We start from the raw sequence: 19,653 nt of genomic DNA on the forward strand, positions 1-19,653 counted from the left end.
TTTACTCGATGATGTCGCCGCGCAGTACGAAGCGGCAGTAGGCAACCGTTGACACAAACCCGACCATAGCCACCAGCATGGAGGCCTCGTAGTAGATCGCCGTCCCTTTGTGCACGCCGTACAAGATCAAAAGCGCAATCGCGTTGATCACTATGGTGTCCAGCGCCAAAATGCGATCCGCCGCGGTGGGGCCTTTTGCGATGCGAAACACGCACATCAACATGCCAAGTCCAAAGCAGGCAAAGCCAAAATAGAGAGCCATTGTGATCATGAGAAAATCTCCTTCAACCGGCGCTCGTAGCGGTTTTTGATCTCATCGCGCACCGCCTCCGGATCTTCACAGTCCAGACAATGCACCAGCACGCTTGTGCCATCCGCGGACAACATCGCCGACACCGTACCCGGGGTCATGGTGATGGTGCCTGCCAGAATGGTGATCGCCTCCGGTGACGTGACATCCAACGGCACGGTGACCCATTTCGCGTGAATGTCCTTGTTGCGCTTGAACAGAATGATCGCGGCGACGTGGAAGTTCGCGACCACAATGTCCCATAGCACCACCAGCACATATTCCACCACTTTGAAGTAGTTTTGGATATGTGGGCGTCCCGGCCAATAGGGCGCAGTCAGAATAGGTACGATCACCCCAAAAATCGCCCCCAAGAGCACGTTACCGACCGTCACCTTGTTGACCAGCATCAGCCAAATCACCAACAAGGTCAGGCTCAAAATCGGGTGTGGTAGAAGTTTCCGTCTCATTTCAGATCCTCCCCATTCTGCCCAAGCACCGCGTCAACATAGCCTGACACATCAAACAGCTGAGCTGAGGTTTGCTCCAGATAGCCCATCACAGGCCCGGCAAACGCCGCCAACAGCACCAAGGTAGCCAAAGACAAACTCACACCGGTCAGCGCATTTACACCAATTGTCGCTGCGTCTTTCGGCTCTTCCGCCTCAGGATCGGCCAAAGCTGTGGCTTTCCAGAACACCACGCTGCCCGCTCGCGCAAAGCCCACAATGGTCACCAACGAGCCGATCAGGATCGCCGCCCAGGCCGTCGCCATCCATGGCATGTCGCGCACCCCGTCTAGCACCAGCAGCTTGCCCAGGAACCCGCTCAGCGGCGGCATTCCCGTCACGCCAATGGCGCCCACAAAGAAGAACGCTGCAAACAAGCCGTTCTGATAGATTGGCGGCTGGGCTGACAAAGCATCGCTGCCGCGTCGTGTCACCACCAGATCCGCCAGCAGGAACAGCGCTGCCGCCGCAAAGGTCGAGTGCAGCAGGTAGTACAATCCCGCCGAAATCGCCTCAGGCGTAAACGCCGCTACCGCGAGCAACAATGTGCCCATGGAGCCTACCACTGCAAAGGACAGCATCGGCATCAACCGCCGTGCACCCAACACGCCAATCGCGCCCACCGCCAAGGTGATCACCGCCGCGGGCATGACCCAGCTTCCGATCAGCCCGTCCACCGCAGCCACATCCGGCCCAAACACCAATGTGTAGAAGCGGATGATCGCGTAGGCACCGACTTTGGTCATGATCGCAAACAACGCCGCCACAGGTGCTGGCGCATTGGCATAGGTCGCGGGCAGCCAAAACTGCACCGGGAACAGCGCTGCCTTGATGGCAAAGACCATCAACAGCAACACCGCCGACACGCGCAGGATAGCGGCCTCTTCCACCGGAAGTCCCCGCACTTTCACGGCCAGATCCGCGATGTTCAGCGTGCCGGTCGACGCATACAGCGCGCCAAGTGCAAACAAGAACAGCGTGGAGCCCGCAAGGTTCATCACCACATACTGCAGGCCTGCTTTCAGCCGCACCTTGCCACCGCCGTGGATCATCAAACCATAGGAGGCGATCAGCAGCACTTCGAAGAACACAAACAAGTTAAACGCGTCACCGGTCAGGAAGGCACCACAGACCCCCATCAACTGGAACTGGAACAGCGCGTGGAAGTGCCGTCCGCGGTTGTCCCACTCCGTGGCAATCGCATGCCACAGCACAATCAGCGCCAAAATGGTTGTCAGAAGCACCATCATCGCCGACAGGCGGTCGAGTACCAACACAATGCCAAAGGGCGCAGGCCAGTCGCCAAGGTAGTAGACATGCGTCTCACCATCTGCCGCCATCGCCAGCAAGCCGAGCGAAATCGCCGCCAACATCACCGTGCCCGCCACCGACGCATAGCGCGCAAGCTTAATGTCGTGCCGCATGACATAAGCGATCACCGGCGCCAACAGCGCTGGCAGCACAACAGGAGCAATAATCCAGTGGTTCATACGCCCTGCCCCTCTGTGTCCTGCGCACCATCGTCGTCTGTCATGTTGATCTCATCACTGTCCGCCTCAAGATAGGCGCCCAGCGCGATCATCACCAAAACCGCGGTCATGCCAAAGCTGATCACAATCGCGGTCAACACCAAGGCCTGCGGCAGCGGATCAGAATAGCTGACATCAGCATATTTGTTCAGGATCGGCGGTGCGTTCACCGCCAGACGCCCGGTGGCAAATAGGAACACGTTCACCGCATAAGACAGCAACGCCATCCCGAGGATCACAGGAAAGGCCCGCAGGCGCAGGATCAGGTAGATCCCCCCCGCCGTCAGCACGCCAATGGCACTGGCAACAATCATCTCCATGTCATTGGCCCTCCTTCTGTTCTTGCTCGTCTACGCCATCCTCCGGCGCCTCGGACGGGTCGTGATCCATAGGGGTCACGTTGATGGTTTCCCCGGCAAACCGCGCAATCCGCGACAGGCTGTAGAGCATCAGCATCACCGCGCCCAACACCGCCAAGAACACGCCCAAATCAAACGCCATCGCCGTGGCCCACTCAAACTCTTCGATAGGTGGGAAGTGCAGATAGCCATAGGCGCTGGTCAGGAACGGTTTGCCCGCCAGCCACGCACCCGCACCGGTCAACCCGGCGATGATGACGCCCCAGCCAATCATCGAGTGATACTCGATCCGCTGCCGCAACTGCGCCCAGGCAAAGCCCGAGGCCATGTACTGCATCAGCAAGGCAATGGAGATCACCAGACCCGCAACAAAGCCGCCACCAGGCTGGTTGTGCCCGCGCAAGAAGATGTAGAGCCCCACCATCACTGCCATCGGCAGCATGGCCCGGGTCGCCACCACCATCATCAGCGGGTGACGGTCACGCGACCGATCTGGCGAGAACGCCCGATCCCGCAAACGCTTCGCCGCTGGGCCCCGCAACAGCGCGTCCATCAACGCAAAGATCGCCAGGCCCGCAATGCCCAGCACGATGATCTCGCCGTAGGTATCATAGCCCCGGAAATCCACGAGGATCACGTTCACCACATTGGTACCGCCGCCGCCTTTATAGGAATTGGCCAGGTGATAGGCCGAAATGCTGTCCACATCGCGTGTCAGGAAGGCCATCGCCAAAGCGGCCACTGCGCCGCCGCCAGCAATCGCCACCACAGCATCACGCAGCCGCTTGCCGTTGCTGCTTTCCGCTGGCGTGTCTTTTGGCAGGAAGTAGAGCGCCAAAAGCAGCAGCATGATGGTCACGGTCTCAACCGAAATCTGCGTCAGCGCGAGGTCCGGTGCGGAGAGGTACACAAACCCACCCGAAATCACGAGGCCGATGATCGAGATAAACACCAAAGAGCGGAAGCGATTGCGGTGCTGGCTCACCACCAGCCACGTGGCCGCAATCAGCGACAACCAACCAACCCAAACCAAAGGCGGCACCGGCAGGATCTCTCGTGTTGGCGCGCTGATACCACCGGTGAAATAGGCATGTGCGCCCACCCCGACTGCAGCCACAACCAACAACGCCAGATAGCGGCTCATCACGCCATTATGGGTACCTCGGGCAATGGCTTTGGCCAGCGCCACGCAACTGTCCATGATCGCATCAAAGATCGCTTTCGCCTCAGGCCGACGTGCCCGCAGCCAAATCGCATCCAGCTTGCCGTGCACAGCCAACAGACCACCGCCCACAACAAATGCAATCACCGACATCCACAGCGCCGGTGTCACACCGTGCCAAAGCTTCAAATGCGGATGCGTATCCAAGCCGGTCACAGCATTGGCCGCCACGGTCACCAGCGGCTCTGCCAAAAACGGCATTGCGCCAATGCCAACCACCAGCACCGTCAACAGCGCAGGCGCGGCGTAGAGCCCAAAGGGCGGATCATGTGGCGTGGACGGATAGTCATCGCGCACCGGCCCGCCAAACACGTGGAAGATAAACCGGAAAGAATAGGCCACAGAGAAACAGGCCCCCAAAGTTGCCAGAACCGGTACAATCCAAGGGTTGTTATACCACACCGTGTGCGCCGCTTCTTCAAGCATCATCTCTTTGGAAATAAACCCATTCAGTGGTATGGTCCCCGCCATCGACAGCGCTGTGATCGTCCCGATGATCGCGGTGATTGGCATCAGTTTGGCCAAGCCACCCAGCCGTTTGATGTCCCGCGTGTGCGCCTCGTGGTCGACAATCCCAGCGGTCATAAACAACGCAGCCTTAAAGGTCAGGTGGTTGATGATGTGGAACACAGCCGCAATCACCGCGGCTTTGGTGCCAAAGCCCAACAACATGGTCAGCAGGCCCAAGTGGCTCACGGTCGAAAACGCCAACAAGCCTTTGAGATCATCTTTGAACAGCGCAATCACAGCACCCAGCACCATCGTGATCAGGCCGGTGGTCGCCACGATATAGAACCATGGGTCCGTGCCCGCCAAAACAGGCCACATCCGGGCCATCAGGAACACACCAGCTTTCACCATAGTGGCAGAGTGCAGATAGGCCGACACCGGGGTTGGCGCCGCCATCGCATGTGGCAGCCAGAAGTGGAACGGGAACTGCGCGGACTTGGTGAATGCGCCGATCAGGATCAGGATCAGTGCCGGCATATACCATTCACTCGCCTTGATCACATCGCCCTGCGCCAGAATGTCGGTCAGGTTGTAGCTGCCCACGATGTTTCCAAGGATCAGCATACCGCCAATCATCGCCAAGCCACCTGCGCCGGTCACGGTCAACGCCATCCGTGCGCCCTGACGGCCTTCTGGCAGGTGCTTCCAATAACCAATCAACAAGAAGGACGAGAGGCTGGTCAGCTCCCAGAAAATCAACAAAAGCAGGATGTTGTCGGACAAAACGATGCCAAGCATCGCGCCTTGGAAGAGCAGCAAGTAGGTATAAAACTGCCCCATCGGATCATCACCGGATAGGTAGAACCGGGCATAAAGAATGATCAACAGGCCAACCCCAAGGATCATCCCGGCAAAGAGCAGGCCCAAGCCGTCTAAAAAGAAGCTTGCGGACAAGCCAAGCTGTGGCAACCACTGTATGGTTGTACTCACAACCTCGCCCCGCATCACCGCCGGAGCTTGCGTGCCCAACAGGATAAGCGCCAAAATGGTTGGCACGGCGGTAAATGACGCACAGGCGTTACGCCCTGCACGGATCATAATGCCTGGAACCAACGCACCTAAAAAAGGAAGAATGGCAATCACTGCCAAAACACTGCCGTCGCTCATCCGCGCCCTCCCGTAAAATTAATCCCGAGTGATACTCGTCTCATCGGGCTTGCACAACCGGATGCCGGTCAAAGCTTGCTATGACTGCGACCTCCTACACAGGCTTTCGCCAACTTACCACACTGATTTTTCAGAATTGTTCCGCCAATTGCCGTAAATCCGGATCATCAGGGTTGTAAACCAGCGCCTGACGCATACGTTTCTGCGCTGCGCGACGCCCTTCAACCTGCGCCGTCATCCGGATCAAGCTGCTCCAGGCCTGCGTGTTTTGCGGATTGAGCTTAACCGCCTCCGACAACGCAGCAACGGCTGAGGGGATGTTGCCCGATACCATGGAATAGCCTGCAACCTGCAAATGCGCCTCGGCAAAATCCATCTGGTTTTGAACCACAGAGCCAAATTCCCGATAGGCTTGCCCCAAGGCGGCACGGAGGTCATCCGGCAAGCGATCCGGCCGCTGGCTCATAATGGCCCGCGCCGCCGCCAAGCGCACTGCTTTTACGTCATCATTCAAGCCTTGCAACAAATAGGGCGCGGTCGCCACGACGGCCCGTGCACGCAACGCATTGAGCGCCCCAACCCGGATTTGCGGATCGTCGTTCTGCAAAAACGCCCCCAGATCTTCCAAATCCAGCGTTGTCGCCCCCGGCCCCAACAACCATAATGCCGTCGCCCGCACCAAATTTGGCTGTTCCTCATCTTGTGCCAGCCCCATCAAATCACCCGCAGCGGCTTGCGGATTGGCGCGCCCTTTGGCCAACACTTCGCCGTAGTGAGGCTCCTGCCAGCGGCCATTAGGGAACCAATCGCGCACCTTACCTGCCGCCCACTCGTTGCTCTTATCGTCATGGCAGGTGATGCAGGCGTTGGGACTGTCCAGCGCATCGCTTAGGTCAGGTCGCGGCACGCGAAAGCTGTGATCCCGGCGCGGATCGGTGCCCATATAAACCTTATCCACCATATGACAGCTCACACACTGCGCCGCTTCGGTGCCTTCAGGGTGGTTGGTATGCGCCACATCCTCATAATCTGCCAACCGCAAGCTTTCGAAGTCCGGGTTGCCCGCTGGCGAGTGGCACTGCGTACACACGGCATTATCCTCTGCCAAAACCTCTGCGGTATGCGGATCATGACAATTGGCGCAGGTCACGCCTTTCTGAGACATCTTGGACAGCAAAAAGGAGCCGTAGACGTAGACCTCATCCAAAATCTGCCCGTCGGCATGATACAACCCTGGCCGCAACATGGAGAGGTTGTAGTTGTCCGCAAATGCCTCCCCCGGCAACGGATTGCCGTTGCCAAAACCTTCGCGCCGCGCATGGCAACCTGCGCACTGCTCCATCGCCTCGGCCGGCTCTGACATCGTCGCCGTGAAGCCCCAATCGTCCAAACTGACAGCAAAGCGCTCCGGCCGCTCACCGGCCACAATCTGGACATGCGCTGCCCCCGGCCCGTGACAGGCTTCACACCCCACCCCTATTTCAACTTGTGTGCTGGCGTAGCGACGGGTCCGAAAATCATAGTTTTTCTCAAATGCGGTCGCATGACACTCTGCGCAGCGCCCGTTCCAGTTTTTATAAACACCCGTCCAATGATACGCATCTTGCGGTGGCAAGTCCTGATCCGGATAGAGATGGTACCAGCGCTTCTGTTCCACATCCCAGACCACATCAAAACTCTGCAACCGCCCTTTGCCGGTCGACAGGATCGGATGCTCCAATGGGTGTACCCCGCCCACCGAATGCATCTCATATGTCGCTTCAACACCGTCTTTCTCGCGCACAGTCACAACATGGGTTTCACCGTCCTTAGTAAAGGTGGCACGCATGCCATCATGCTCAAAACTCTCGCCTTCAAAAGCCCCAACAAAACTGTCCTCGCTCGGCATCCGCCAGGCTTCGCCGTGGTGCGAGGTTTTCCAATCATCGTAGGCTTCTGTGTGACAATCGCGACAGGTCTCTGACCCCACATATGCTGGCACGCCTGCGCCGTGTGGTGTTTGCGTATTCCCGGCACTCCCCAGCGTCAAGCACGCCAGGACCACGCCGAAAAAAGTCTTTAATGTCATAAACCTGTCTTTCAGTTCTGATGCGTGGAGACCGGATTGAGCGGCGGCAAATCCGGAGTCTTCGTGTCGCGACGATAGCGGGTTTCGCGGTGTTTTCTATGGCAGAGTGTTTTGAGGTGATCCCAAGCCTGCGCTTCCTCGGCGGTACCGGCAGTACCGAACCGCGCCGCGCCAATCTGCAAGAATGCCTCCTCAATGCCGAGTTCGGTTTCCTGCTCCGCAAGCGGCACCTTCTGCGCCCAACGCAAATAGGCCGGTTTGGCGGCACTCAAATCCCGTTTCTGCACCGCCTGTTTCAGCAAGCCGTAAGCATAGCCCGCACTTTGCAACCGCCGTTCCTGTGCTAAGCCCCAAGACCGGCGCAAAACCGGCACGCCCCAACGCGCAAAAGCCCATGCAACAAATAACAGCGCCACCAAAGCCACGCCCCACCGTACGATTTTCTCGACATCTAACGGCTCCGCACTGGGCGCCAAAACCGGCGCATCCGCCTGCACGTCAATGGCTTCCGCCGTGGCTTCTTCCACTTTGCCAGTCTTCAGATTGAACCACTGCAAACGCGCCTCAGGCAGCGTGCCTTCCACGCCACCTTCCACCACATAGACCGTCTTCTCCACCCTCGAGCCACTCACCACGCCGCGGTTTTCCGTCTCCTCGGCCACAGGACTTTCTGGATAGGCACGCAGCCCTGCAAGCCCTTCCTCCGGCGTCACAGTTGGCAAAAACATCGGCGACACGCCTTCGATCTTCACCTCAAGAACCCGCGTAAAACTTGCACCGGCATCCAACCCCGTGGTCTCCCCCTCAACAGCTTGCGTCAGGGTCAGCTTCTCGGCGGCCACAAACGGATCCATCGCTTCCGCGCCTTCCGGCACAACACCTGTCACTGTCTGCGCGGGGACCGGCAGCGTTGCCTCGAGCACTTCGCTACCGTCAAGCGCGCGATACCGTACCTTCACCTCTCCCGCCGGAATCTCAAACGTTCCCGGCACCACCGGTGTGATCTGATAGCGCCGCGAAATGCCGGACCAGGTCTCCCCGCCGATGCTCTTGCTGGTCGGCGAGCTCGCCTTGGACGGCAGCCGTACCATCAGGTTCGGGGTCTCAAAATCCGGCCACACTGGCGGGTCCGGCATAAACGTTGGCACCAACACCGTCAGCCGCAGGGTTAACGGCTGTCCCGGCACGGTCTCGCTTTCCTCAAACGTCACCTCCAGCTTGGGCTGAACATCTTGCGCCCAAACCGCCACAACGCTCACCACCCAGAGCACAAAGGCAAAGCCCCATCTCATGGCCGCTCCCCCCGTGCCGCTTCCAACCGGAACCGTTGTTTCAGGAGATCCTCTGTGCGCGTGTCCACCGTGCGCATCCATTGTTCCGTCGACAAATGCGCCGGCGCATCTTCCTGCGGCACTTCGATCTGCGTGTCTTCCCCGCGCCCACTTTCGTTGTCAAACACCACATCGTCCGCGCCAATCCCGGTGTCCTCGCCCGTGTCAGACTGCTCCCGCGTGGTATCCACATAGTCCACGATGGCTTTGGAGATCGGCAGGTTCTGCTGTGCATCCTTGTGCTCGGGATTGATCTCCAAAGCCCGCTCAAACGCCCGCACCCCATCGCGATACCCGCGCGACTTCAGATGCGCCATGCCCTGCAAAAACGCTGCCTCCGCCGTGTCCAGCCGCGCCATCTCCTGCGCTGCCGTCTCATATTGCCCACTGCGATATAGCGCCACGCCGCGCAAATACGGGTCTTCGAACGCCTCCGCAGCAACGGCGTAGTCCTTACGCTCAAACGCCCGCCATCCCTGCTGATCCGGCGTCAAAAACCAATCGCGCCAGCCATCTGCCTGCGCCTGCCCCGGCTGCAACATCCACAGCACCAAGGCCGCTTGTCCGGCCCAACGCACCGCCATCCCGCGCCGGAACCACAGCAGCATCAAAGCCAACGCCGGCCAGGCCAACCACGCGCCGCGATCCTCCCACGGCTGCGCCTCATCTTCCAATTGCGCCCGCCGATAGGCCGAGGCCAACGTGCGCTCCACCTCCGCGACATCCCGATTGTCTGGCGTCACGCGTGTTGCCGAGGCCCCGTCCGGCACCTGTGGCAGCTCAGTACCTTCAGGCAGCATGAACAGAAAACTCATCGAAGCCACAGTTTCAGAGGCTACCGCCTCCTCCGCACCAGAATCAGCTTTGCCCCAAGCCTCCGCCAGTTCCGCCGCCGCGCTGGCGGATAGCTCATCGACCATAAACACCACGCCCCCCGGCGCACCCTCCCGCGCCAAAAGCGCCTGCGCCGTGGCTAACCCGGCCTGAATGTCCTGCCCTTCAATCGGCATGACAGCCGTGGTCAGCCCCTCCAAATAAGGCTGCATCACCCCGGGGTCTTCACTCATCGGCACCACCACATGCGCAGTCCCTGCAAAGGCCACCAATGCCGTACGCGCTCCGCTGCGCAAGGCAAGCAAATCCATCGTCTTCTGCCGCGCCCGCGCCAGCCGCTGTGGCGCCACATCGGTTTGCTCCATCGACGGCGTGACCTGCATCACCACCACCAGTGGCGCGGTCTGGGCCGCAAAAGGTGTCGGTGCGCGGGTCCAGCTCGGCCCAGCCACAGCGAGAACCAAAAGCAGCAAAACAACCGAGATCACATCAATCGGCTGAACCCGCCCCGCCGCATTCCCGGGCACAGTCAAAGCCTCGGCCAAATGCGGTGCAAGCCAGCCGTCGTTGCCGCCTGTCGCGCCGCGTCGTTGCCGCAACCGGCACCAGGTCACCAATACTGGCAATCCCAACACAAGCAACCAAGGCCGCAGGAAATGAAACGCCTCAAGGAACAGCGACAAGTCAAAGGTCATGCCCGCGCCCTCCCGTGATCCCGCACCCAAAGCGACATCAACAAGATCAACCCAATCGCCATAGCCGCCATCAAAGGCCAATGCGCCAAGTTTTGCTGAGGCCGCCAACTCAATGTCTCGATCTCCTGCGGGTTCAGCGCGTCAATTTCATCGTAAATGCTGTCCAACGCGTCCGCATCGGCGGCAAAATAAGCCTCCCCCCCCGTGCGTTGTGCCAAATTGTTGAGCAACGCCATATCCAGCCGATCCTCGCCGCTAGCCTCCGGGTCACCAACCCCAATCGCAAACATGCGCACGCCCTTGTCCCGCGCAATCTCGGCGGCATTCACCGGGCTCATCCGGCTCGCCGTGTCATTGCCATCGGACAAAAGGATCAACAGCCGTTCCTCAATCTCGCTGGCCTCAAACGTGTTGATCGCCAAGCCAATCGAGTCGCCCAGCGCCGTATGTGGCCCAGCCATGCCCACCTCGGTCTGCGCCAACAACGCCCGCACCGTGTCCAGATCCTCGGTCAACGGCGCCTGCACATAGGCCCGCGTGCCAAACACAATCAGCGCCACCCGGTCGCCAGTCCGATCCGCCAGAAACGCCTCGACCACCTCTTGCACCGCCGCCAGCCGCTGCACCGGTTTGCCGTCCTCACCTGGAAAATCTCGCGTGTCCATGCTGCCGGAAATATCAATCGCCAGGATAACATCCCGCGTCGCCTTGGTGATCTCCTGCGGCGGCCCCAACCGCACCGGCCCTGCCAAGGCCAGCACCAGCAGCGCCCACATCAGGCCGCCCCCAATCAGCGCCCGCCGCTTGTGCGCCACAATCGCAGCTCCGTCTTGAACGGTCAGCCCGGCAGCCTCCGCGATCAGATCAAAAAACGGCACCCGCAGCGCGTCTTGCCGTTGCCGGTATGGAGGCACAATCCGCCGCCAAATCAACGGCAAAGGCAACAGCAACAGCACCCAAGGATGGCTCAGCTCAAACATCCGCCACCTCCGGTGGCTTATGCGATGTAACCCACGCCCGTGCCGCCGCCAGCAACCCCGGATCTGCCTCCACCGGAGCTCTCTGATAGGCCGCGCGCGCCAAGGCCGTCTCTTCAAACTCTCCCGCGCCGGTCTCGCTCAAAAACGTGACCCAAGCCGGCCCACTCAACCCGGCCACACGTCGCCGCCCATAGGCAGCCATCGCCGCACGTTTCAAAATTCCCGAAACAGCCGCCGGATCGTCCCCTGCCTGCGCCAGAGCCTTCAACGCCGCCCGCCGATACGCATTGGCCCGATAGTGCTGCCACGTCCGCCAGCCGCGCCACGCAGAAACAGCCAAGACAATCCCCGCCAACACAAGCCACCCGGCTGTCTGTGGCACCATCGACACCGGTGCCGGGTCCGGCACTTCCGCAAGCTGATTGATCAGCTCGACAAGGCTGTCGTTGTCCACGGCTGCGGTGGCCTCGTCGCTCATCGCGCGCGCCCTCCCAGCAACCGCACCACCTGCGCCAGCGTGTCTTCCGCGGAGGTCAACGGCAGCACCGACAGGCGCATCCGCTTCTGCCACTCTGCCACCTGGTCCCGCCGCGATCCAGTCACCTGCGCCAAGCCCGCACGGACCTCCGCCGCCTGAAAATCCAACAAGGTTTGTTTCTGCCCATCAGACGCCGTCACCTCGCCGGTCTCTGGCACCATGTCCGCGCTGGGGTCACCCACTAGTCCAAGCACCACATCATTGTGCAGCGCAATCGCGCCGAGCCGTCGCTCAGTCTCTTCATCACAGGCGTCAAAATCACTGATCACGATCACCAGATGATCCCGCGTCGCCAACCGCGCCACCGCCGCTAGCACATCGTTAAACGGCATCGGGATCGCTTTTGGCGCATCAGCCTTCAAGCGATGATTGGCCGTCTCCAAACAGGTCAAAAATCGCGTCACCGCCGCCCGTCCCCGTCCGGGGCGCAGCTCATCTATATCGGCATCCCCAAACACCACACCACCCACACGGTCGCCTTGCTTGGCCACCCGATGTGCCACAATCGCTGCGCATTCCGCCGCCGTGACCGCTTTGGTGTTGTGTACCGTGCCGTAAAACATCGACATACGCTGATCGACCACAATCAATGTCGGACGATCCCGCTCCTCGGTGTAAACGCGCACATAGGGCGACCCCGCCCGCGCCGTGACCTTCCAGTCAATCGCGCGCACATCATCTCCCGGCAAGTAGTCGCGCAGCTCTTCAAAGTCCAAACCACGCCCGCGAATGCGTGACCTATGTCGCCCCTGCAACGCTGACCGCGCGGGCTGTTTAGGCAAAAAGGAGATTGCCCGCGCCGCCGCCTCCAAAGACCGCAGCCCCTGCAAACTCACATGGATGCGCGAGTCATCCGCTGCTTCAGACGGCGACCGATCTGGGGCCACACCGGCACGAGACAAAGCTGCACGGTTTCGCATCGCGTCCTCCGCTTACGGCACCGCCACCAAGGTCAACAGCTCGGCCACCACATCATCCGCAGACACCCCACTGCCCTGCGCCTCATAGCTCAGTGCCAATCGATGGCGCAGCACATCCGGCGCAATCGCCTGAATGTCTTCCGGGTCCACATAGTCGCGCCCCTTCATCCAGGCATGCGCCCGCGAGCATCGATCCAGCGCCAGAGACGCCCTTGGGCTACCGCCCAGCTCAATCCACTTGGCGAGGTTTTCACCAAACGCCGCAGGCGTGCGGGTGGCTTGCACAATCGTGGCCATATAGACCTCCATCGCTTCGGCACAGTGCAGACCTGCGATCTCGCGCCGCGCTTGGAACACCACGTCTTGCGAAATCGGTTCACGCGGCGCTTTTGCCGCCTTCTCTGCTGCCTGCTCCTGCAATTGCGCCTGATCTTCACCGCGCACCAGCCGGATCACTTCAATCTCATCTTCCAGTGGCGGATACAGGATGTTCACATGCATCAGGAACCGGTCCATCTGTGCCTCTGGCAGCGGATAGGTCCCCTCCTGCTCCACCGGGTTCTGTGTCGCCATCACCATGAACAGCGGCTCCATCTGATGCGTGGTCCCGGCCACCGTCACCTGCCGCTCTTCCATCGCTTCCAGCAGAGCTGCCTGCACCTTGGCTGGCGCGCGGTTGATCTCATCCGCCAGTACAACGTTGGCAAAAATTGGCCCCGGTTGAAACCGAAACTGGTCTCCGTCGGCCGCGCCTTGCACATACATCTCCGTGCCGGTCACATCCGCAGGCAGCAAATCCGGCGTAAACTGGATACGCGAATAGTCACACTCCAAGTTCTTCGCCAAGGCCTTCACCGCACGGGTCTTGGCCAAGCCCGGCAACCCTTCCAGCAACAGGTTGCCATTGGCCAAAAGCCCAATCAGCAAGCGGTCAATCACATCGCGCTGGCCAATGATGCTCTCACCCATGCGCTCACGAAGCGCATTGATCTCGTCCAGTGCTGCCATCACTCTGCCTCGCCGGTGAAAATCCGCGTCCACTCGTTTTTCATATCCACCAGCACCCAGCCGCGATCTTCGGCCTCATCCAATCCACGATTGAGCACCCCAATGTGCCCTTCTCGGTCATAAGCCCATTCACGCTCACCATCGGTGTGGTGGATATACACCCCCAGCCGCGCGCCCTCACCTGCAGTGGTGTATTCCAGCATCTCAAAGTCGCCGTCTGAGTTGCCCACAGCCATGATCGGCCGTTTGCCGATGTGGTGATTGATTGCCACAGGCTTTCCCGCCTTGTCATCGTTGAAGAACAATGTGTCCTTCTTGATAATCGTCGGCACCCCGTCGACCACTTCATAGGTAGACGTTAACGACGACCCAATCGTCTGCTCTGGCGGGATGCCATAAACGTCCTCGGCAAAGACCCGCATAAAATCGATCCCGCCACCAGAAACGATATAGGTCTTGAACTCCTCGTCCCGCAGATACCGCAGCAGTTCCACCATTGGCTGATAGGTCATCTCATCATAGCCCAACCCCGTGGTCGGATGCTTTGTCTCTGAGACCCACGCGGCCACATCGGCAGAAAAATCATCCAGGCTCTGGTTGGCATGGGACAGCGCCAAAATCTCGATCAGCCCCTCTTTGCCCCCAGCCAAAACACCATCCATGTCGCCCGCCGCGGCAGCCTTCAGCACATCGCTGCTCAGTTTCGACGGATTTTCCGCCCCAATCTTGGCCACGCGATCGAGCGCAAAAAACAGTTGGAAGTACATCGGCTGCTCCGCCCAAAGCGTGCCGTCATTGTCAAAAACCGCAATTCGGTCTGCCGGCGTCACATAGTCGTCGCCGCCAACCTCAGACACCGCTTCGACAAACGCAATGATCCGGTCTTTGGACGCCCCCTGCCAGGACGGCAGTGGATCGGCCAAACCAACACCGGCAACGCCCACCAGAGCCAAAGACAAACAAGTTGTTTTAAACGAAGTCAACAAAATCATGGGACCATCCAAATTGCATTGGGGCCGCGCCCCAGATCAAAAATATCCTTCCCGGCCAAAACCGGCCGGAAGGGTTTTCTCCATCAGGATCTTACTTGGAGCCAATCTGGCTGAAGATCTTGTCCTTGGCATCGCCAATGGTGAAGCTGCCCGGCTTCTGACGTGGTGGGAATTCCTCAAATGTTGCAAGGAACTCGCTCACGTAACCAGCCGCTGGCAACAGCAGGTAGACGCGGTCCAGATACCAATCCCAATAGGTGTTGGAAGTGATGTTGGCGCGTTCATACGGGTCGCGACGCAGGTTGAACAACAGCGGAATACGCAGCTCTGTCCATGGCTCCGCCCAGGCCCGCAGGGTCTGCGGATAGCGGTGCTCGAGGAAGATCACCTTCCAGTCGTTGTAGCGCAGCGCGGTCAGATCACCGTCATCAGAGAAGTAGAAGATCTCCCGACGCGGGGTCTCTTCGGTCTCACCCGTCAGGTATGGCAGGAAGTTGTAGCCATCCAGATGCACCTTGTACTCACGGCCAATCGCCTGAACACCACCGGCTTTGAGCTCTTCCTTGATGTCCGGTTTTCCGGCAACCGCCAGATAGGTTGGCAGCCAATCCATGTGGTGCATGATCTCATTGGAGATCGACCCGGCTTCAATGTTGCCCGGCCAACGCACCATAGATGGCACGCGCCAGCCGCCTTCCCAGTTGGTGTTTTTCTCACCACGGAACGGGGTCATCGCCGCATCCGGCCAGCTGTTCATATGCGGCCCGTTGTCGGTGGAGTAATGCACAATGGTGTTGTCGGCGATGCCAAGCTCGTCCAGCACATCCAGAAGCTGCCCAACATGCATGTCATGTTCGATCATGCCTGCCTGGTACTCATCCATATGTTTGCCAGCGATCTCATCCGCCTTCAGACGCATCTCGTCTTTCACGTGCGTGCGGAAGTGCATCCGCGTACCGCTCCACCAGACAAAAAACGGCTGTCCCTGCTCGTTGGAACGCTTGATGAAGTCAATCGCCGCCGCAACGGTCTCTTCATCCACGGTCTCCATCCGCTTTTTGGTCAGCGGGCCGGTGTCTTCGATTGTGCCATCTGCGGACGACTTGATCACACCACGTGGACCAAACCGCTCGCGGAACTCAGGATCCTGAGGATAATCCTCATTCTCCGGCTCTTCTTCTGCGTTCAGGTGGTAGAGGTTGCCAAAGAACTCATCAAAGCCATGGTTGGTTGGCAGCATCTCGTCCCGGTCACCCAGGTGGTTTTTACCAAACTGCCCGGTGACATAGCCTTCCGCTTTCAGCAGCCCCGCAATGGTCGGATCTTCCACCTGCATGCCCTCAGGCGCGCCCGGCATGCCCACTTTGGACAGACCTGTACGGAACACCGATTGGCCGGTGATGAAAGATGACCGGCCTGCGGTACAGGATTGCTCACCATAGTAGTCGGTGAAAATCATGCCCTCTTTGGCCACGCGGTCGATGTTTGGCGTTTGATAGCCCATCAGTCCCATGGTGTAGGCCGAGATATTGGACTGGCCAATATCATCCCCCCAGATCACAAGAATGTTGGGCTTTTCTTGCGCCGCTAGTGCGGTCGCAACCGTCGTGACCACAGCGGTGACCGCTGATAGACGTACGACAGCCTTCATTGGGTTCAGACCCATAACAAAACTCCCTTAAATAAGCACACCTGAAAAACTTCTTGGCTAAAATCTTGGCAAACAAAAACCGTCAGGTGCCACGCCGAAAAAATGCGCAGCCCTCACCCCACTGTCAATTGAAATCACTCCACAATTTGTGGATTTCACAATGTGAAACACAACCCTAAAGAATGCGAAATTTAGCCGTGGGACACTGGGTCAACGGAGGTCAGAGGCTGGCAAACCTCGTCGTCAGGTCCTGCGCCTCCGCTTGCAGTCCATAAGGCGCGTTTATGATGAACATGCCTGACCCTATCATACGATGGCCCTCTTTTGCAGGGGGGAATTCCACCTCATGCCGCAGGGCCTTGGGGAAGCTTTTCGCCTCCAGCGCCTCCAGCATCGCTTTGTGCGTGCCGTCTCGCAGGATCGGATACCACAGCGCAATCACACCGACGTTCCACTTGCGGTGCACGTTTGCGATCCAACCCGGCAGGGTTTTGTAGTCGCTCTTGATCTCGTAACTCGGATCAATCAACAGCACACCCCGGCGCGGCGTTGGCGGGCAAATCCCCATGACGGTCTCAAACCCGTCTTTCTGATGCACCTTCGCGCCGCTGCCTTTCATAGCCTGGCGCAACGCCGTCGCTTCCTGAGGATGCAACTCACAAAGCTGCATGCTGTCCTCGCCCCTCAGCAACGCCTGCGCAATCGCCGGCGAGCCGGGATAGGCGGTGTCCCCATGCCGCGCTTGCACAGCCATCAAGGCCCGTTTGTAAGGGTGATCGTCCGCAAACCACCCCGCCACCTTGCCAATCCCGGCCTCGGCCTCACCGGTTTTCACCGCCGCCGCATCATCGAGCTGATAGACCCCGCGCGCTGCGTGGGTCTCTAGATAGCTCATCGGCTTGGGCTTTTGCCCCATATATTCCAGCATCACCGCCAAAAGCGCGTGTTTCTGAACATCGGCCAGATTGCCGGCGTGGAAGATGTGTTGGTAACTCAGCATCCGCTTTCAATAGCCTGCCCGCGCGCCAAAGCCCAGACGGCAGTTTTTGGCCCACCAAAACCGTCAGATTTTGCAACTTCCCGCCCAAGTCTAAGCGGCTTTTTGCGCCCCACTTCAAAGCCTTGTGAGCGCCTGCCACATGGGTCGCGAGACAGACAAGTCTCGCAAAAACAAGACCACCACTCACGCATGAGAGGAAAGACCCATGAACTATCGCACATCCATCTGCGCCGCCGCGCTTTGTGCTCCATTTGCCTTTGCCACCGGCGCTGCCGCCCAAGGCTGGAACTGGTCCTACGGGGCGGACATGACGTCAGACTACATCGACTCCGGTGTGTCCAAATCTGACGGTTTCGCGATCCAACCCTGGGTCGAAGTCGAAAACAGTGGGTTTTACTTTGGCGCCTGGGGCTCCAACGTCGACATCGGCACCGCCGACAAATGGCAATACGACCTGTACACAGGGTACCGCTCCAATGTCGGCACCAACTTTGCCTATGATCTTGGCTTGGTTCGAAAGTCCTACGATGACTCCGGTTACGACAGCAGCGAAGCTGCCGTGGGCCTGACCTACACTTTTGACAACGCCATGTATGTCAAAGGCTACGCCGCCTATGATTGGACCAACAAAAATTACAACCGCTACGCACAGGTCGGCTATGACATTGGCGACCGCTGGAAAACCTCTGCCCGCTACGGCGTAGATGATGGCGCAGCAAGCGACTACTATTGGGATGTGGGCGCGGAATACGCCTTCACCGACAACATCTCCTTCGACATGCGCTACCACGGCCGCGACGGCGACGACGAAGGCGTGGTTGGTATGCTGAAATTTGCCTTCTAAGCGGGCATTTTCGCCTGGGTGGCTGCCCTGTGGCCACCCCTCGCGGCGGAATGTCGCCTTTGATTTACTGCGGGTCTTTCACATTGGCCTTTGAGTTCCTATAAGAAGGCCGCCCGGACTTGAGGAGAGTCGCGGGCTTTGGGAATTTCTGGGGAACAAAATCATATGCTGGGAAATTTGGGCGGCCTGTTTACATCCGACATGGCCATCGACCTCGGGACCGCAAACACGCTGGTCTATGTAAAAGGTAAAGGTGTTATTCTCAGCGAACCTTCTGTGGTGGCCTATCACGTCAAAGACGGCGTGAAAAAAGTGCTCGCCGTGGGCGAAGATGCCAAGCTGATGCTGGGTCGGACGCCGGGCAGCATCGAGGCCATCCGCCCCATGCGCGACGGTGTGATCGCCGATTTTGACACCGCCGAAGAGATGATCAAGCACTTCATCCGCAAGGTGCACAAGCGCTCCACATTCTCCAAACCCAAGATCATTGTCTGCGTCCCCCACGGCGCGACCCCCGTTGAAAAACGCGCGATCCGCCAATCGGTGTTGTCCGCTGGCGCACGCCGCGCAGGTCTTGTGGCCGAACCGATCGCAGCCGCCATCGGTGCCGGCATGCCCATCACCGATCCAACCGGCAACATGGTTGTGGACATCGGCGGCGGCACCACTGAGGTGGCCGTTCTGTCCCTGGGTGACATCGTCTACGCGCGTTCCGTGCGTGTCGGTGGTGACCGCATGGACGAAGCCATCATCAACTACCTGCGTCGCCAGCAAAACTTGCTGGTCGGTGAAGCCACCGCCGAGCGTATCAAAACCTCCATCGGCACCGCCCGCATGCCAGACGACGGCCGTGGCGCTTCCATGCAGATCCGTGGCCGCGACCTGCTTAACGGTGTGCCAAAGGAAACCGAAATTTCTCAGGCACAAGTCGCCGAAGCGCTGGCCGAACCGGTACAGCAAATCTGCGAAGCGGTGATGACCGCGCTGGAAGCCACCCCACCGGATCTGGCGGCCGACATCGTGGATCGCGGCGTCATGCTGACCGGCGGCGGCGCGCTGCTGGGCGAGCTCGACCTGGCCCTGCGTGAGCAGACCGGTCTGGCCGTGTCCATCGCTGACGAAAGCTTGAACTGTGTGGCCATGGGCACCGGCAAAGCGCTGGAGTATGAAAAGCAACTGCGCCACGCGATTGACTACGACAGCTAACCCGGCCTCTCAGCGCCGGTTTGGCGTCAGCCTTCCGGCGGTGTAGCATAGCGCCCACCCC

Annotated in this window: 17 protein-coding genes; 2 read left to right on the top strand and 15 right to left on the bottom strand. The window is 59.4% G+C overall.

The window, feature by feature from the left end:
• Position 1: 1 nt before the first annotated feature.
• The 15 genes from SIB38_RS18180 to SIB38_RS18250 all read right to left on the bottom strand — a co-directional run bounded on the left by SIB38_RS18180 (position 2) and on the right by SIB38_RS18250 (position 17,542).
• On the bottom strand, positions 2-271 hold the full coding sequence (locus SIB38_RS18180) for a K+/H+ antiporter subunit F (RefSeq protein WP_294116318.1): 270 nt from the start codon (positions 269-271) through the stop codon (positions 2-4).
• A complete protein-coding gene (locus SIB38_RS18185) occupies positions 268-759 on the bottom strand; it encodes a Na+/H+ antiporter subunit E (RefSeq protein ID WP_294116319.1) in 492 nt (163 codons plus the stop codon). Before SIB38_RS18185 ends, SIB38_RS18180 begins: the two co-directional genes overlap by 4 nt.
• The gene (locus tag SIB38_RS18190; RefSeq protein ID WP_412550773.1) at positions 756-2,288 is read right to left on the bottom strand and encodes a monovalent cation/H+ antiporter subunit D; all 1,533 of its coding nucleotides are present in this window, start codon (positions 2,286-2,288) and stop codon (positions 756-758) included. Before SIB38_RS18190 ends, SIB38_RS18185 begins: the two co-directional genes overlap by 4 nt.
• Positions 2,285-2,647 carry a Na+/H+ antiporter subunit C gene (locus SIB38_RS18195; protein ID WP_294116321.1) on the bottom strand — a complete coding sequence of 121 codons (363 nt, stop codon included), beginning with the start codon at positions 2,645-2,647 and terminating at the stop codon, positions 2,285-2,287. Before SIB38_RS18195 ends, SIB38_RS18190 begins: the two co-directional genes overlap by 4 nt.
• 1 nt (position 2,648) lies before the next feature.
• Complete coding sequence (locus tag SIB38_RS18200; RefSeq protein WP_412550774.1) at positions 2,649-5,525, bottom strand: monovalent cation/H+ antiporter subunit A; 2,877 nt, start codon at positions 5,523-5,525, stop codon at positions 2,649-2,651.
• Between the two features lie 130 nt (positions 5,526-5,655).
• Entirely contained in the window at positions 5,656-7,593 is a 1,938-nt protein-coding gene (locus SIB38_RS18205; protein WP_412550775.1) for a multiheme c-type cytochrome, read from the bottom strand.
• Between the two features lie 11 nt (positions 7,594-7,604).
• Complete coding sequence (locus SIB38_RS18210; RefSeq protein WP_294116325.1) at positions 7,605-8,885, bottom strand: hypothetical protein; 1,281 nt, start codon at positions 8,883-8,885, stop codon at positions 7,605-7,607.
• Positions 8,882-10,561, bottom strand: coding sequence for a VWA domain-containing protein (locus SIB38_RS18215; protein WP_412550776.1), 1,680 nt, complete (start codon positions 10,559-10,561; stop codon positions 8,882-8,884). The genes SIB38_RS18210 and SIB38_RS18215 overlap by 4 nt, the downstream gene beginning before the upstream one ends.
• Positions 10,450-11,433 (bottom strand): VWA domain-containing protein, encoded by a 984-nt coding sequence (locus SIB38_RS18220; protein WP_412550777.1) that lies wholly within the window; start codon positions 11,431-11,433, stop codon positions 10,450-10,452. Before SIB38_RS18220 ends, SIB38_RS18215 begins: the two co-directional genes overlap by 112 nt.
• A complete protein-coding gene (locus tag SIB38_RS18225; protein ID WP_294116331.1) occupies positions 11,426-11,911 on the bottom strand; it encodes a DUF4381 domain-containing protein in 486 nt (161 codons plus the stop codon). Before SIB38_RS18225 ends, SIB38_RS18220 begins: the two co-directional genes overlap by 8 nt.
• Positions 11,908-12,891 carry a DUF58 domain-containing protein gene (locus SIB38_RS18230; RefSeq protein WP_294116332.1) on the bottom strand — a complete coding sequence of 328 codons (984 nt, stop codon included), beginning with the start codon at positions 12,889-12,891 and terminating at the stop codon, positions 11,908-11,910. The genes SIB38_RS18225 and SIB38_RS18230 overlap by 4 nt, the downstream gene beginning before the upstream one ends.
• A gap of 12 nt (positions 12,892-12,903) precedes the next feature.
• Positions 12,904-13,899, bottom strand: a complete 996-nt coding sequence (locus tag SIB38_RS18235; RefSeq protein ID WP_294116333.1) for an AAA family ATPase — start codon at positions 13,897-13,899, stop codon at positions 12,904-12,906.
• Positions 13,899-14,891: an HAD family hydrolase gene (locus tag SIB38_RS18240; RefSeq protein WP_294116334.1), complete on the bottom strand. Its 993-nt coding sequence runs from the start codon at positions 14,889-14,891 to the stop codon at positions 13,899-13,901. Before SIB38_RS18240 ends, SIB38_RS18235 begins: the two co-directional genes overlap by 1 nt.
• Positions 14,892-14,982: 91 nt before the next feature.
• Complete coding sequence (locus SIB38_RS18245) at positions 14,983-16,557, bottom strand: arylsulfatase (RefSeq protein ID WP_294116335.1); 1,575 nt, start codon at positions 16,555-16,557, stop codon at positions 14,983-14,985.
• Positions 16,558-16,762: 205 nt separating this feature from the next.
• The gene (locus tag SIB38_RS18250) at positions 16,763-17,542 is read right to left on the bottom strand and encodes a 23S rRNA (adenine(2030)-N(6))-methyltransferase RlmJ (protein WP_294116336.1); all 780 of its coding nucleotides are present in this window, start codon (positions 17,540-17,542) and stop codon (positions 16,763-16,765) included.
• 205 nt (positions 17,543-17,747) lie between these two features.
• Here SIB38_RS18250 and SIB38_RS18255 point away from each other — a divergent pair, with 205 nt between their 5' ends.
• The gene (locus tag SIB38_RS18255; RefSeq protein WP_294116338.1) at positions 17,748-18,386 is read left to right on the top strand and encodes a TorF family putative porin; all 639 of its coding nucleotides are present in this window, start codon (positions 17,748-17,750) and stop codon (positions 18,384-18,386) included.
• 165 nt (positions 18,387-18,551) lie between these two features.
• Entirely contained in the window at positions 18,552-19,592 is a 1,041-nt protein-coding gene (locus tag SIB38_RS18260; protein WP_294116339.1) for a rod shape-determining protein, read from the top strand.
• Positions 19,593-19,653 lie beyond the last annotated feature (61 nt).

This window comes from Shimia sp. MIT910701 (genome assembly GCF_047126315.1).
Lineage (GTDB): Bacteria > Pseudomonadota > Alphaproteobacteria > Rhodobacterales > Rhodobacteraceae > Shimia.

What these genes read in the sequence shown, in the direction of transcription:
- SIB38_RS18195 (WP_294116321.1), bottom strand. Translation starts at nt 2,647, where the DNA reads ATGGAGATGATTGTTGCCAGTGCCATTGGCGTGCTGACGGCGGGGGGG.
- SIB38_RS18200 (WP_412550774.1), bottom strand. Translation starts at nt 5,525, where the DNA reads ATGAGCGACGGCAGTGTTTTGGCAGTGATTGCCATTCTTCCTTTTTTA.
- SIB38_RS18235 (WP_294116333.1), bottom strand. Translation starts at nt 13,899, where the DNA reads ATGGCAGCACTGGACGAGATCAATGCGCTTCGTGAGCGCATGGGTGAG.
- SIB38_RS18250 (WP_294116336.1), bottom strand. Translation starts at nt 17,542, where the DNA reads ATGCTGAGTTACCAACACATCTTCCACGCCGGCAATCTGGCCGATGTT.
- SIB38_RS18230 (WP_294116332.1), bottom strand. Translation starts at nt 12,891, where the DNA reads ATGCGAAACCGTGCAGCTTTGTCTCGTGCCGGTGTGGCCCCAGATCGG.
- SIB38_RS18225 (WP_294116331.1), bottom strand. Translation starts at nt 11,911, where the DNA reads ATGAGCGACGAGGCCACCGCAGCCGTGGACAACGACAGCCTTGTCGAG.
- SIB38_RS18240 (WP_294116334.1), bottom strand. Translation starts at nt 14,891, where the DNA reads ATGATTTTGTTGACTTCGTTTAAAACAACTTGTTTGTCTTTGGCTCTG.
- SIB38_RS18260 (WP_294116339.1), top strand. Translation starts at nt 18,552, where the DNA reads ATGCTGGGAAATTTGGGCGGCCTGTTTACATCCGACATGGCCATCGAC.
- SIB38_RS18190 (WP_412550773.1), bottom strand. Translation starts at nt 2,288, where the DNA reads ATGAACCACTGGATTATTGCTCCTGTTGTGCTGCCAGCGCTGTTGGCG.
- SIB38_RS18205 (WP_412550775.1), bottom strand. Translation starts at nt 7,593, where the DNA reads ATGACATTAAAGACTTTTTTCGGCGTGGTCCTGGCGTGCTTGACGCTG.
- SIB38_RS18245 (WP_294116335.1), bottom strand. Translation starts at nt 16,557, where the DNA reads ATGGGTCTGAACCCAATGAAGGCTGTCGTACGTCTATCAGCGGTCACC.
- SIB38_RS18185 (WP_294116319.1), bottom strand. Translation starts at nt 759, where the DNA reads ATGAGACGGAAACTTCTACCACACCCGATTTTGAGCCTGACCTTGTTG.
- SIB38_RS18255 (WP_294116338.1), top strand. Translation starts at nt 17,748, where the DNA reads ATGAACTATCGCACATCCATCTGCGCCGCCGCGCTTTGTGCTCCATTT.
- SIB38_RS18210 (WP_294116325.1), bottom strand. Translation starts at nt 8,885, where the DNA reads ATGAGATGGGGCTTTGCCTTTGTGCTCTGGGTGGTGAGCGTTGTGGCG.
- SIB38_RS18220 (WP_412550777.1), bottom strand. Translation starts at nt 11,433, where the DNA reads ATGTTTGAGCTGAGCCATCCTTGGGTGCTGTTGCTGTTGCCTTTGCCG.
- SIB38_RS18180 (WP_294116318.1), bottom strand. Translation starts at nt 271, where the DNA reads ATGATCACAATGGCTCTCTATTTTGGCTTTGCCTGCTTTGGACTTGGC.